The sequence below is a fragment of the Methanosarcina sp. WWM596 genome, assembly GCF_000969965.1.
Lineage (GTDB): Archaea > Halobacteriota > Methanosarcinia > Methanosarcinales > Methanosarcinaceae > Methanosarcina.
Genome location: NZ_CP009503.1, coordinates 1,597,495 through 1,611,299, shown reverse-complemented (window position 1 = coordinate 1,611,299; position 13,805 = coordinate 1,597,495). Strand labels below are relative to the sequence as shown.

15 protein-coding genes and 1 tRNA gene are annotated in these 13,805 nt (G+C 44.3%); 14 read left to right on the top strand and 2 right to left on the bottom strand.

Going from position 1 to position 13,805, the window contains the following annotated elements:
* Positions 1–97 precede the first annotated feature (97 nt).
* Complete coding sequence (locus tag MSWHS_RS07115; protein WP_231585628.1) at positions 98–1,087, top strand: TrkA family potassium uptake protein; 990 nt, start codon at positions 98–100, stop codon at positions 1,085–1,087.
* 25 nt (positions 1,088–1,112) lie between these two features.
* On the top strand, positions 1,113–1,790 hold the full coding sequence (locus MSWHS_RS07110) for a TrkA family potassium uptake protein (protein WP_048127173.1): 678 nt from the start codon (positions 1,113–1,115) through the stop codon (positions 1,788–1,790).
* Positions 1,791–1,853: 63 nt separating this feature from the next.
* Here MSWHS_RS07110 and MSWHS_RS07105 read toward each other — a convergent pair whose 3' ends face one another.
* Positions 1,854–2,708 carry a response regulator gene (locus MSWHS_RS07105; RefSeq protein ID WP_231585627.1) on the bottom strand — a complete coding sequence of 285 codons (855 nt, stop codon included), beginning with the start codon at positions 2,706–2,708 and terminating at the stop codon, positions 1,854–1,856.
* A 793-nt stretch (positions 2,709–3,501) separates the two neighbouring features.
* Here MSWHS_RS07105 and MSWHS_RS07100 point away from each other — a divergent pair.
* The 8 genes from MSWHS_RS07100 (at position 3,502) to MSWHS_RS07065 (ending at position 8,676) form a co-directional block, all read left to right on the top strand.
* A tRNA-Arg gene (locus MSWHS_RS07100) sits at positions 3,502–3,595 on the top strand.
* A 687-nt stretch (positions 3,596–4,282) separates the two neighbouring features.
* Complete coding sequence (gene atpD, locus MSWHS_RS07095; RefSeq protein ID WP_048130278.1) at positions 4,283–5,692, top strand: F0F1 ATP synthase subunit beta; 1,410 nt, start codon at positions 4,283–4,285, stop codon at positions 5,690–5,692.
* On the top strand, positions 5,689–6,093 hold the full coding sequence (locus MSWHS_RS07090) for a F0F1 ATP synthase subunit epsilon (RefSeq protein ID WP_082088052.1): 405 nt from the start codon (positions 5,689–5,691) through the stop codon (positions 6,091–6,093). Before atpD ends, MSWHS_RS07090 begins: the two co-directional genes overlap by 4 nt.
* Entirely contained in the window at positions 6,086–6,424 is a 339-nt protein-coding gene (locus MSWHS_RS07085; protein WP_048127166.1) for an AtpZ/AtpI family protein, read from the top strand. The genes MSWHS_RS07090 and MSWHS_RS07085 overlap by 8 nt, the downstream gene beginning before the upstream one ends.
* Positions 6,417–6,731, top strand: a complete 315-nt coding sequence (locus MSWHS_RS07080; protein WP_048127160.1) for an ATP synthase subunit I — start codon at positions 6,417–6,419, stop codon at positions 6,729–6,731. The genes MSWHS_RS07085 and MSWHS_RS07080 overlap by 8 nt, the downstream gene beginning before the upstream one ends.
* Positions 6,721–7,407 (top strand): F0F1 ATP synthase subunit A, encoded by a 687-nt coding sequence (locus tag MSWHS_RS07075; protein ID WP_048158889.1) that lies wholly within the window; start codon positions 6,721–6,723, stop codon positions 7,405–7,407. Before MSWHS_RS07080 ends, MSWHS_RS07075 begins: the two co-directional genes overlap by 11 nt.
* Before the next feature lie 40 nt (positions 7,408–7,447).
* Complete coding sequence (locus MSWHS_RS07070) at positions 7,448–7,723, top strand: F0F1 ATP synthase subunit C (protein WP_197074038.1); 276 nt, start codon at positions 7,448–7,450, stop codon at positions 7,721–7,723.
* Positions 7,724–7,743: 20 nt separating this feature from the next.
* On the top strand, positions 7,744–8,676 hold the full coding sequence (locus MSWHS_RS07065; RefSeq protein WP_048127157.1) for an ATP synthase subunit B: 933 nt from the start codon (positions 7,744–7,746) through the stop codon (positions 8,674–8,676).
* Here MSWHS_RS07065 and MSWHS_RS21320 read toward each other — a convergent pair.
* Positions 8,668–8,817 carry a hypothetical protein gene (locus MSWHS_RS21320; RefSeq protein ID WP_231585759.1) on the bottom strand — a complete coding sequence of 50 codons (150 nt, stop codon included), beginning with the start codon at positions 8,815–8,817 and terminating at the stop codon, positions 8,668–8,670. The two genes, MSWHS_RS07065 and MSWHS_RS21320, sit on opposite strands and share 9 nt — an antisense overlap.
* Here MSWHS_RS21320 and MSWHS_RS07060 point away from each other — a divergent pair.
* The 4 genes from MSWHS_RS07060 to MSWHS_RS07045 all read left to right on the top strand — a co-directional run bounded on the left by MSWHS_RS07060 (position 8,747) and on the right by MSWHS_RS07045 (position 12,982).
* The gene (locus MSWHS_RS07060; protein ID WP_231585715.1) at positions 8,747–10,279 is read left to right on the top strand and encodes an alternate F1F0 ATPase, F1 subunit alpha; all 1,533 of its coding nucleotides are present in this window, start codon (positions 8,747–8,749) and stop codon (positions 10,277–10,279) included. The two genes, MSWHS_RS21320 and MSWHS_RS07060, sit on opposite strands and share 71 nt — an antisense overlap.
* A 9-nt stretch (positions 10,280–10,288) precedes the next feature.
* Positions 10,289–11,185: a F0F1 ATP synthase subunit gamma gene (locus tag MSWHS_RS07055; RefSeq protein ID WP_048127153.1), complete on the top strand. Its 897-nt coding sequence runs from the start codon at positions 10,289–10,291 to the stop codon at positions 11,183–11,185.
* Positions 11,186–11,323: 138 nt separating this feature from the next.
* A complete protein-coding gene (locus MSWHS_RS07050; protein WP_048127152.1) occupies positions 11,324–12,514 on the top strand; it encodes a hypothetical protein in 1,191 nt (396 codons plus the stop codon).
* A gap of 273 nt (positions 12,515–12,787) precedes the next feature.
* Positions 12,788–12,982, top strand: coding sequence for an MM0924 family protein (locus MSWHS_RS07045; protein WP_048127151.1), 195 nt, complete (start codon positions 12,788–12,790; stop codon positions 12,980–12,982).
* Positions 12,983–13,805 lie beyond the last annotated feature (823 nt).

Genomic DNA, 13,805 nt, shown 5'->3' with positions numbered 1-13,805 from the left:
TTTTAACCAGGCCAAGCAGAAGAACCAGGGTAGGGCACTAAAAATGTTTTCTTCACATCGAAAAAAGATCAGTCACAGATCAATGTTTCGAAAAATCATGCGCAAAAGGCCTAATACGGTATATAAACTTGCAGCTTTGCTCCTGCTTACCATCTATATTCTGCTTTTCAAATATCTTATGATTCTTGAGAACCAGCCAGAAAATGCAAATGCTGTCACAGCTATCTACTGGGCTACAACTACCATTGCAACGGTAGGATACGGCGATGTGGTCTTCACCTCACTTCCGGGAAGAATCTTTTCCATAGTCGTGCAGGTAATGGGAATTATTCTGATATCGGGTTTTCTTGCAACTTATGTAATCGCTCCCTGGATGGACAGGGTGATCAAGTTCAGGCTGCCCAGGAAAGCACCCTCCAGCATGAAAGAACATATCATTATCGGTGGGTACAACCAGCTGGTGGAAACCCTGATTGATGAACTGGCAGAGCAGGAAATAACGTTTATAATAGTTGAGGATGAGGAAGAAATAATCAAAGAACTTGTTTACAGGGACATCCCCTGCATTTTCGGGGCTCCAAGTGATAGGCAGACACTTACGAATGCAGGTATTGAAAAAGCCCGGATCCTTATTGCCAACAAGTCCGATGAGAAAAACGCAAATATCGTACTTACTGCCAGAGAATTTAAGCACCTCAATATTATTGCCATCGTTGAGGATAAATCCAATTCAAAATACCTGAAATATGCAGGTGCTGATACCGTTGTTTCTCCGAAATCGATATTCGGGCAGTTTATCGGAAGAAAAGCAATGGACAGGCTTGTAAGCAGGGTGACAGGGACAACTGAAATTTTCAAAGGAATGCACGTTACGGAATTTCCTATCTACCTAAAGAGCCCGCTTATAGGCAAGACCCTTAAAGAAGTCTCCAGCCAGCGGCTGACTGATGCAAAAATTGTTGGAATCTGGAAAAGCGGGGCTCTCTCTTTTAACCTTAAAGAGGATGACATCATCCGGGGCAACTCTGTCCTGCTGGCTGTGGGAACGCCGGAGGAGCTCTCAAAACTGAAGAAACTTACACATTGACGACCAAAAACTCGAGGGATTGATAATGGAATCAAAAGGGCATCTGGTGGTACTCGGGTATGGAGACGTTGGAAAAAGCATTGTGAGTGAACTCTCTGGAGGACTGTTCCGTTTTGTAGTTGTGGATTCCAATGAGAAAGTTTTTGAGAATGTAGAATTCGAACATCTTGTGGGCAACGGGGCAGATGAAGATGTCCTGATTGCAGCTGGAGTAAAGACTGCATCTTTTGTGTTTGTAGCCCTGAATGATGATACCAATGTTATTTTCGCAACCCTTATTTCCAGAGGACTGAACCCTGAAGCTACCATTGTGGCAAGAGCAAACTCTGTAAAATCTATTGATAAGATATATAAGGCAGGGGCGGACTATGTTGGGTCTCTTTCTATAGTTGCAGGACAGATGCTGGCCAAAATGAGCGCAAATTGTATTGGAAAAATCTGCAGGATCGATGAAGATATAATGCTTTATGAGGGCATAGAAATCGAAAAGTACCATATTGATAAAGGCTCTTTTTTTGACAGAAAATCAATAGAAGAGCTGGATCTCGAAAAAAAAATCGGATGCACTGTAATAGGCATTGAGCGTGAAGGCCTTGTTACTACTTATATTAACAAACAGACTGTACTCCGGGTAGGAGACATAATTGCAGTTGTGGGAAGCAGCAAGCAGATCTCAGAGTTTAAGGAGAAATATCTTGACTAATGTACCAATAAATGACTGAGTGAACTGGGGTGAAATTGGGCTGAAAGGAACTTATAGAAAATATTATGCTGCTTTTATGATGAATTCACAGCAGTCATTCCTGTTTCCTATGGTTTTTCGAGCCTCGAGACTGCAGGTCGGATCTACTTTCAAAGTTATGTTTGAAAAAATTTTTCTGGTCAGTGTGCAGAGGATGGGGTTTTTGCGAGCTTCTTCTCCTTTCCAGGGACATTTTGTTCCCCTGACTACCCAGAATTTTTCATTTTCACCCATAGTCGAGGAAAAGGTCCCACCAATCTGGTTCATTATCTCGGCACAGACATTCCCTGCGTAAGCCAGATCCATTTCCCTGTCCTCAAAATGGTACAGATCAAAAAGTGTCTTTTCGACCATGCCTGTCATCTGATTTATTACAACCTTTTTTTCCTCATTGGAGACAGACTGGAGAAGAATCGGAATTATAGAGGTAAGGATACTCTGTACCCTGTTCTTTACTTCAAGACTGTCACGGTCGGAAACCAATCTGTCGTGAAGGTACTTGACTCTGAGCAGAGATTTCACTCTGGTCTTGAGTTCAGGTCTGTTTATGGGTTTTGTCAAAAAATCATCAGCTCCGATATCAATCCCTTTTATCCGGTCTTCAAGTTCAGAAAGGGAAGTAAGCATCAGGACAGGAATGAACTGGGTTTCGGGATCTTCTTTGAGAATTTTGCAGACTTCATAGCCATTGATTTCAGGCATCATAACATCCAAAAGGATAATATCCGGTTTTTCTTCTTTAACTCTCTGGAGTGCTTCATATCCACCATAGGCAGAGATAACCTCATAAGGTTCAACTGCAAGGTAAGCTCCCATCAGTTCTACATTTTCCTTCATGTCGTCTACAATCAGGACTTTTGGTTTGTTTATCTCATTCAACAAGGTTTCCTCCCTTAGATTCATGAATCTTGATCCCTTTAGATGTTATTTCAAAAATCAACATATCAGGAGAAATATAGGTACTGCGCATCTTGGATATGCATAGTAGCACTCCATTTTTCCAAGGTAGGTGTTTTCTTTTACCAGAAGGCGAATAGAACCGTAGAGAAACCATCTCCATTTTTGTAGTCCTTCGTCCTTTTGTGTACTTTGCCCTGTTTCCTTTCCTCGCTATCATAAGGCATTGAATTAGTTGTACAATGTATTGTAAATTATAGAAAAATATAAAAATAATCTTAACAGTTTTCTAACTTAAGACATATCTTCACTATTCTTTTAAAGCTTGAAATAAAATGATTATCTATTATATTTTAGTAATTCAGATAAATTTTAGTAATTCAGATAAATTTTAGTAATTCAGATAAATTTTAGTAATTCAGATAAATTTTAGTAATTCAGATTACGGCGTTTATGATTTCTACATTCAAATACTGATAATAATATGATGCCGAAAATTACTTCTACATATTAAAAGAACTTTTGCAATATAATATTTATGTATGCGGCATATTTCCTTTTTGTATAGGGAATAATTTAATTAATTTCGACCTGGCTTAGAGCCATAAATTTCCTATTTTTCATCCAATCTGCTATCTTTTATTTATCCTGTTAGACTTGATAAATATTTTCATTAAAGAAATAATTTTGAACTTGCTCTCCTTTTCTGTCCTGTTTTCTTAATTTTGAGAGAAACCTTTAATATGGATAGTTACTATCACTTCTCCTGCACCGTGGGCTCGTAGGGTAGCCAGGATATCCTAATGGGCTTCGAAGTAAAATTATTACGAAGATACCCATTGACTCGTGTTCGAATCGCGGCGGGCCCGTTCATTTATCTTTTATCCGATCCTTTTTTTTTAAAAAAAGTTGTCTTTGACACTTTTTAATGATGGAAAAAGCTGTAGAAATGGAAACAGAAGAGGTTTATATTCACGCCCAAACCCATGTAGTAAGCTTTTATGAACAGTTTGGATTTATTGCCTACAAGGATACTTTTCTTGAGCTAACATAGAGCCTAACATAGAGCATATCTCAATGGTAAAAAAGATCTGAGGTATGGGATTTTTTTACCTTAATGTTTCTCCCCACTTTAAGGGCCGAGTAAAATTTTCATTATTTATCACGTCCTTAAAAGGATAAAAATTATACTTTGCTGTAAGCTGTGAAATGAAAAATATGGTAAAGTCAAGTTAATATAATTAAATGATACATTCCTTTATGGGGAAGAGTAAACAAAACAGTAAACAATTCTTTAGAAAAATGATGTTATAAGAAAAGTAATGCTATAAGGCAGTATAGTAGTTCCTTTACCAGAAGTATTATTTAAAAAACAATTTCATTCTGTTTTCTCTTCAGCGTTTCCCGCTTATTGTAGTTTTTGTGGAACTAAATTGAATGTCAATTCCCATCATATCCGTTCAGATTTCACGAGTTACACCCTGTATAAAAAGAAGTGGACACTTCCAAAAATGAAAGGATGCGAAACAATCATGAGGGGAGCTGTTAAAGGTCATATGGAAAATAAAAACAATTCCTCGAACCTCGGCTCAGTCGTCTCGGTACGGGGCAGTATCGTGGATATAAAATTTGAGAAGTATTTGCCTCCCATATATTCATTGCTACGTACGGGAAAAGATGAAGAAATTGTCATTGAGGTTTTAACCCAACTGGATTCATATCACGTCCGTGGGATTGCACTGACCCCTACCGAAGGGCTTGCCCGGGGCACAACTGTGGTAGATACGGGTGGGCCATTGAAGGCACCTGTAGGGAAGGAAATTCTTTCCCGGATGTTCGATGTATTTGGAAATGCCATCGATCACAAGGCGCCCCCGTCAAACGTCCAGTGGCGCACAATCCATCAACCTCCACCACCATTGATACGTCGGTCAACCAAATCGGAAATCTTCGAGACCGGTATCAAGGCTATAGATGTGCTGGTACCCCTTGAACGCGGAGGCAAATCAGGCCTATTCGGAGGAGCGGGTGTTGGCAAAACAGTGTTGCTAACCGAGATGATTCACAATGTGGTCAAGCAACACCAGGGAGTGAGTATATTTTGTGGAATAGGGGAGCGTTGTCGTGAAGGGGAAGAACTTTATCGTGACATGAAAGAAGCAGGTGTGCTCCCGAATACGGTCATGGTGTTCGGCCAGATGAACGAGCCCCCTGGCGCTCGTTTTCGAGTGGGTCATGTAGCACTTACAATGGCAGAGTATTTCCGGGATGATGAGCACCGCGATGTGCTGCTGCTTATCGATAACATTTTCCGGTTCATCCAGGCTGGTTCGGAAGTATCCGGCTTGATGGGGCAGATGCCATCGCGCCTCGGCTATCAACCGACAATGGGCACCGAGTTATCGGAGCTCGAAGAGCGTATATCCAATACCGATGCAGGAGCCATCATGTCAATTCAGGCGGTGTATGTACCGGCTGATGATTTCACGGACCCTTCAGCTGTGCATACATTTTCACACCTTTCGGCATCGATTGTTCTCTCGCGCAAAAGGGCAAGTGAGGGACTTTATCCGGCTATTGACCCCTTGCAGTCAAATTCAAAAATATCCACTCCCGGCATCATTGGCGAAAGGCATTATCGTCTAGCCCAGGAAATCCAGCATACACTCGCTCAATATGCAGAACTCAAAGATATAATATCTATGCTTGGCCTGGAACAACTTTCGCAGGAGGATAGGAACGTTGTCGTTCGCGCTCGCCGTCTGGAGCGTTTCCTCACTCAGCCATTTTTCACCACAGAACAGTTTACCGGTTTTAAAGGTAAATTCGTCGCTCTCTCAGACGCACTCGACGGTTGCGAACGTATCCTGCAAGACGAATTCAAAGACTACCCGGAAAGCGATCTCTACATGATCGGAACAATTGATGAAGCAATAGCCAGAAAATCAAGCAGGGATCAATTATGAGTTCAACAAATATGAATCTCAAGATTCTTCTGCCTTTCCAGATTTTTGCCGAAAAGAAAAGTGTATCACGTATAGTTGCAGAGACCCGCGAGGGTTCGTTTGGACTTTTGCCACACCGGCTCGATTGTGTTGCAGCTCTGGAACCCGGGATTTTTATTTATGAAACCGAAGCAGAAGGCGAGGTTTATGTGGCTGTCGATGAAGGCGTACTGATCAAGGCTGGTCAGGATGTGCTGGTCTCAGTGCACAGCGCCATTGCCGGGACAGACCTTCGACAGTTACGAGAGGCGGTGGAAAGAGAATTCTTGACCCTGGACGAGAGCGAGCAAAAAATGCGTTTAGTGATGACAAAATTGGAAATCGGGCTTATACGTCGCTTAGCGGAGTTTCGGAATGACTGACAGATCGACAGAGAAAAACTCAAAGGACGAACCCTCCCTGGCCCACCAGGTTGGGACAAAAGCTGAACGCAAACTCAAAGCGCAACGGGATGTGAACCGGACTGTCTGGCTTGGTTTAGGCATGATGGGGCTTATCGGCTGGTCTGTGGCAATTCCAACGCTGCTTGGTGCGGTACTTGGTCTCTGGCTGGACAGGCAATATCCAGTGAGCTTTTCCTGGACTCTTACAATGCTGATTATCGGCCTGTTTATCGGCTGTTTGAATGCATGGCATTGGGTAGCCAGGGAGCATAAGGAAATACAGGAGGAACAGGAGGATAACAATGAATGAAGTTTTGAATCTGATCCTGGCGCTGGTAGCTGGCTTTTTGCTCGGAGCTTTTTTCTTCGGCGGCCTCTGGTGGACGGTTCAGAAAGGGCTTTCGTCTAAGCAACCAGCGCTTTTGTTCTTCGGCAGCCTGCTGCTGCGGACTGGCACTTCTGTGGCTGGATTTTATTTTGCTTCGGGCGGCCATTGGGAGAGGCTGCTCATGTGCTTACTTGGATTTTTCATTATACGCCGTATCGTTCTCAGACTAACCAGGCTCCCGAAGGAAGACCCGAATCAACTGACAAAGGAGGCAAGTCATGCGACTTAGTCCTGATGAGCTGGTTTTCTGGCAGTACGGTTTTATCAAGCTCAACGCTACGATTGTGTACACCTGGGGGTTAATGCTGGTAATGGTAGTCGGTTCAAAAATCGTTACAAGCAAACTTTCCACTGATCTAAAACGTTCCCGTTGGCAGAATATTCTGGAAATCATTGTCATGGGCATTTTAAAACAAATTGAAGATGTTGGCCTGAATCGACCGCAGAAGTACCTGGGCTTTCTGGGCACGCTCTTTCTGTTCATCGCCATATCCAACCTCTCTATCATCTTTCCGGGTTATGAGCCCCCAACCGGCTCTCTCTCAACCACGGCTGCGCTCGCGTTATGTGTATTTGTGGCCGTGCCAATTTTCGGCATAGAAGAGCAGGGGCTTGGGAGCTATCTCAAGTCGTACACGGAGCCGACGATCATCATGCTGCCGTTTAATATTATCAGTGAAGTATCCCGCACGCTGGCTCTGGCAATCCGGCTGTTCGGGAACATTATGAGCGGGTCTATGATTGTCGGCATACTGCTGACAATAACGCCATTCATCTTTCCGATAATTATGACCGCTCTCGGCCTGCTAATTGGCATGGTGCAGGCCTACATCTTCAGTATTCTGGCTACAGTTTACATTACTGCCGCCACGAGAACCGGCAAGTCCAGAAGTGAAACCGGATAATAAGAATTGAAACAACAACTCTAACAAAGAAGGAAACACTATGGCTCTGGATATTTATACGACTACAATCGCGGTGGCATCAATTGCCACCTCTGGCATCACTATAGGCATTGGAGTTATCGGGCCCGCAATTGGGGAAGGGAGGGCTGTTGCAACGGCGCTGAGTTCGTTAGCACAGCAACCCGACGCTTCCGCGACCATTACCCGGACCCTGTTCGTGGGCCTGGCTATGATCGAGTCCCTGTCTATCTATTGTTTTGTGGTTTCGATGATTCTGATCTTCGCCAACCCGTTCTGGAGTAAGGCAATTGCCTGAGCTGCAGAGGTAAATAACCTATGTTGATCGATTGGTTTACAGTCATTGCGCAGGTACTCAACTTCCTAATACTGGTTTGGTTGCTGAAGCGCTTCCTTTACAAACCTATTCTCAATGCCATCGATGCGCGTGAGAAGAAGGTAGCAGATGAACTTGCAGATGCCGATGCTAAAGAGGCAGAAGCGCAAAAAGAGAAAGAAGAGTTCAGGCGTAAGAACGAGGAGTTTGACCAGCAACATACTGCGCTCTTGAGCAGGGCAAAAAATGAAGCGAAAGCCGAACGTCAGCGGCTTCTCGAAGAAGCCCGGCAGGAAGCCTCCGATTTAAGATCAAAACAGCAGGAAACGTTACGAAATGACAAACAGAATTTAAATCAGGCAATCAGCCACCGGGCTCAACAGGAAGTCTTTGCCATTGCCCGAAAAGCGCTGCAGGATCTGGCTGGAACGAGTCTGGAAGAGCGCACAGTTGATGCGTTTGCTCAAAGGCTGCTCGAACTGGAAGGTGCAGAGAAGGAACAGGTGACCTCTGCGCTTGGTGTGTCTTCAAGCCCGGTGCTCGTTCGAACTGCCTTCGAGCTTCCACAGGCACAGCGTGACCTGGTCAAAAAGACGATTAAAGAAACGCTTGGAATCGAGATTCAAGCCAGGTTCGAGACAGTGCCAGACCTGGTCAGCGGGATTGAGTTAACCGCAAATGGACAAAAAGTGGCGTGGAGCATCGCGGATTATCTCTCATCGCTGGAAAAAAGCATCGATGAGCTCCTGAAAGAGCAACCCAAAAGTGAAGCCAAAACCGAACCTGAGTTGAAAACCGAACCTGAGTTGAAAACCGAACCTGAGTTGAAAACCGAACCTGACGCCAAAGCCAGATCTGAGTCAACTGATGAATCCGCGACTGAACAGGGATCTGAGAATAAAAAAGAGTTCAATCCCGAACTAAAGTCAAAATAAAGAGCCGATGAACATGGAACCTGAAAGTCTAAAGGATGTTTTTGACAACGCTTTTAATGAAATAAGCCAGGTGCGTGAATCATCCACTCCAACGCTCACTCCGCGGGAGGTGGGCACTATCATGACAGTCTCCACAGACATCGCCACTGTCTCCGGACTTCCCAGTGTGGGTTATGAGGAGCTGGTAAAGTTTCCCGGCGAGGTGTTTGGGATCGCGTTTAACGTGGATAAAAAAGAAATCGGTGTCGTTTTACTGGGCGAATACTCACATCTGCATGCTGGAGATGAAGTCGAACGCACTGGCCGGGTTATGGACATCGTCGTAGGCGAAAGACTGCTCGGGCGTGTTATCGACCCTCTCGGTCGGCCACTCGATGGTAAAGGATCTATAGTCTCCAGCAAGAGCTTGCCTATCGAACGCCCCAGCGCGCACATTATGGATCGGGCTCCAGTCAAAGTGCCTCTCCAGACCGGCATAAAAGTTATCGATGCGTTAATACCAATTGGGCGTGGCCAACGAGAGTTAATTCTGGGAGACCGCCAGACTGGCAAAACTGCAATTGCGATCGATACCATCCTTAACCAGCGCGATTACAATGTCCTGTGCGTTTATTGTGCCATAGGCCAGCGCGCATCGGCAGTTGCCAGGACAATAGCAACCTTGCGAGAAAAGGGTGCAATGGAGTATACCGTTGTCGTCGTGACTGAAGGTAATGATCCGTCCGGTCTGACCTATATTGCTCCTTACGCCGCAACCAGCATTGCAGAGTATTTTATGGAATCGGGTCGAGACGTGCTGATTGTTTACGACGATTTAACCAATCATGCGCGTGCCTATCGCGAACTCTCCCTCCTGCTCCGTCGTCCTCCGGGGCGCGAAGCATATCCCGGGGATATCTTTTACATTCACTCACGGTTACTGGAGCGTGCAACCCATCTGCTCAAGGAACTCGGGGGTGGTTCACTTACTGCCCTTCCTATTATCGAAACCGAAGCCCAGAACATTTCCGCCTATATTCCAACTAACCTGATTTCTATCACAGACGGGCAGATCTATCTTTCGCCTTCACTTTTCGAATTGGGAGTTTTGCCTGCAGTTGATGTTGGCAAATCCGTTTCTCGTGTAGGCGGTAAAGCCCAACTTACTGCCTACCGCGGAGTGGCTGGGGACCTGAAGCTCGCCTACTCACAGTTTGAAGAACTCGAAGCATTTACCCGGTTTGGCGCCAAGCTGGACGAAAACACCCACAAGATTATCGAGCATGGAAAGCGAATCCGCTCCATTCTTAAACAGCCGGAATTCTCTCCTGTACCCATGCTTGAACAAATCTTCATTCTGCTTGCGTTGGACGCAAACCTCTTTGACAGTGTACCGCTTGACCGAATGGCAGACGCTGAGCATTCCCTGCGTGAGGCGGTAACGGATATCCCGGCAGAAGTGCGCGAACGGTTCAATGCCGATGTAGAATTGAACGACAAAGACCGGGAAATAATTCTCGAGATCGCACGCAGAACACTGGAACACTTCCAGCCTGAGTCCAAAACTGAAGATAAGTCAAAGCCAGAATCCAAAACCCAGGTCAAAACCAGGCGGGAAAAATAAGGAGAGGTTATGAGCGAAACCACAGAAAGTCTGCGCAAAAAGATTGATAGAGCAAATGAGCTTCAATCCGTCGTCCGCACGATGAAAGCCCTTGCAGCCTCAAGCATAGGGCAATACGAGAAATCAGCGAGTGCGTTGTCAGACTACTATCGCACAGTAGAAATGGGATTGGAAGTATGCTTTCGGGAAATTGAACCCTCCGCTCCTGCAGAGCGGACAGGGCAGAAAAATGCCGGTTCTATTAATGCGGTCGTGTTCGGTTCAGATCAGGGACTTGTGGGTCAGTTTAATGATATTGTAGCCGATTATGCGGTCAAAAAACTGGCAGGTTTGCCAGGTAAACCTCGGGTTTGGGCTGTCGGTGAGCGTGTTTATTCGCGCCTGGAAGATGCGGATTTGCCGTTAATTGGACTCTTTACAGTGCCGAATTCCGTCAAAGCCATTACTCCGCTTATAAGTCAGATTCTTGTGGAAAACGAAAAGCTCCGAAGCCAGGATGAGAATACCGAACTTTACCTGTTTTACAACCGCCACAAAACCAGAGCTACTTATGAGCCTGTCGGTCAGCGGCTGCTGCCACTGGACGAAACCTGGCGGCGTGATCTGGCCAAACTTCCCTGGCCAACCAGGAACTTGCCTGAGGTGATGGGCAATAGCACAGAGACATTGAGAGCACTAATCCGCGAATACCTTTTCGTTTCACTTTTCCGGGCATGTGCTGAATCCCTTGCAAGTGAAAATACAAGCCGTCTGGTAGCGATGCAGCGCGCCGACAAGAACATCGATGAATTACTGGAAGATTTCAAAGGATCATTTTATCGCCTGCGTCAGAGTGGCATCGATGAAGAACTGTTTGAAGTCATCGCCGGTTTTGAAGCGCTGTCCAGATCTCGCAACCCTGGCTGAAGTGAAGATTTCAAGCGTCATTATTTTGATCCACGCAGAAGATGAAAAATACTCAGAACTGATAACTTGACGCGGACCTGAGAAGTCTTATGTTTTCTCTCTGGATAACTACTTATCTTCCGAAATAAACTCTATATTATGAGCTGGTACGGGATAGATGCAATAGATAAAGCTGTTTCAAGGACAAAAACAGCCCTTTTCGAACCTTTTGATTTCTGGAAATGGGTAAAACTTGCAATCATCATCTTTTTGCTTGGGAATATCGGGTACAATTACGGAGGCTCAGGCACCAACTATCGGATGAGCTCCGAAGATTTCGGAAACAATTTCCCAAACATCGAACCGGGCAGGATGCCTGACTTTCTTTCTGGCGTATCCTGGATTGGCTTTGACCATATTCAGTCTATAGCACCCCTGGCAATTATAGCTACAATAATAGCCTTTATTTTTCTTTTAGCTTTGATTTTTTCCTACATCTCCAGCGTCATGGAGTTTGTTTTTGTAGAAGCCCTGGTAAAGAATGAGGTTCACTTCTGGGCTTATTCAAAAAAATTCCTGGGCAAGGGTTTCAACCTCCTGCTGATACGTTTAGCCCTGGGGATCGTTTTTCTTGTACTCTTTGGACTGTCTTTGCTTCCTTTTGTTCCTATAATCCTCAAAGAGTCCCCTGATTTTTCCTTTCCTGCCATCATAGGCGGAGTGTTCTGGTTTTTTGGCGTAATTATTATGCTTGCCCTGCTCGGGGCAGTCGTAAGCTCCTTCTTAAGCCTTGCAATTCCCCTTGCCATTTACAGAGAATCAGGAATTCTTTCGGCTTTCCGTACTGTCTACAGGAATTTCAGGAAAAGCTGGAAAGAAGTCCTGGTTTACTGGCTTATCAGGTTCCTGCTGGGAATCGGGATAGCTATCTTTGCAGTGATCCTGTTTGGATTATTGATGCTGGCGCTAGGAATTGTTTTTCTTATTATTGATGTGGTCCTTTATTTCCTCTTCTCGACTTTCGTATCAGAGTCCCTGGTCTGGATACTCCTGATTCCCTTCGTCATTGTAGAACTGTTGCTGCTCTTCGTAACTCTGATGTTGCTGAGCGTGCCTCTTGCAGTTTTCCTGAAGTACCATCTTCTGAGTTTCCTTGAAGCCTGGTTTGTCGACGCAAATATTCCTTTCTTCGATAAGCTTTCCGGGGAACCGGAAATAGGGTTCGGGACAGAATTGAGTGAATCGGTATCATCTGGATCTGAATCCGGTGAATTGGAGCCAGGTGAATCTAAATACGGTGAACTGGAACCAAATGGATCTGAATCCGAGGAATCTGAGCCTGTGAGATAAAAAAAAGGCTTCAGGAGCAGGATTTTGAATTTATTGGAGTTTTACTGGACTTTTAATATTGTAGATTACTTTAATGAGGGTGCCGGGTACACCTGGCAACTTATTTCTTTTTTTATGATGTCCTGATCTGTGTTCAGAATCTCTGTTTTTCTAGTTATAATATACCTCCCTGACACTAACTAGATACTAACTACAATCTGGTAAACACCTATCTGGTAAACACCTGCGGGTCTTTCTATATCCGGAATGGTAAAAACCTGGGAGTTGATAAGTATGAAACAGGAGTTCATTGAAAAGTATTATCTGGGCAAAGAAGTAGAAATTGACATTGGAGGGAATACAACATACAGGGGAGTTGCTGCAGAATGTAATGACGGAGTCCTGAGCCTTAAGTGGACTATAAAAGAGGAAGGCTACACACATATTGATATAGAGAGAATTGCTGCAATGTGGAGAACCCTGAAGTAAAAGTAAGAAGATTAAGGTAAAACTGTGTCGTAAAATGGTATTGTAACAGGCGCAGTAAAATAATATACTTTAATACTTTAAAATTTGATACTTTAAAATTTGCTTTGTATGCTAAGAATTCACTTCACAGTAAGGGTAGTAAGTCTTTTTACCTCCTCTAAGGCTAAGCTTTATTTCTACATTTAGACCTTTAAGGAGGGGAAAGAACCCTCTCCTTTTTTGTCCCGCATTTTTTCAATCTTCAAGTAGTTTATTTTTTTGTATCTCTTTTAATTTCTACCTTTTATCTGTCGCTTATCGTTCTTCTCTTTCTCTTTTCGTATTTTTTGTCTGAAAGCCGCTCTCCTGCGTCGAACGTGACAGAAACAACATGATAAGGCGAATGACGTTGTACGGGTCAGAACTATCTAATTTCATCCTCTTGAACGCAGTCTTTAGTATTAACATCCATAAATATCCATAATTTAGTCCCCTGAGCAAAGTTCACTGCTAAAATCCATCAAGTAGTCCTCTTGAGCGCAGCGAAAAGGACCGCGTACTGTTGCGATTACATCGCAACTCCCAGAAAATCTTCGATTTCCTGAGATCCCAAAGCGCAATTCGGGTGGCGCAACTCTGCTAAGAAAACAATGGACTGGTTTTCTGCTGTTACAATAAAGCTTAAATTAAGTACAGTAATTACTGAATAAACTGATTGGCATGCAGTAGATCCTTTTATCCGTCGGAAAGATGCATATCTGCTTTCCCGGATAAGGATATTTTGTACGTAAGATATTTGTCTGAAGTACAGTATATAAACGGTCGATAAAGGGCATATATACTT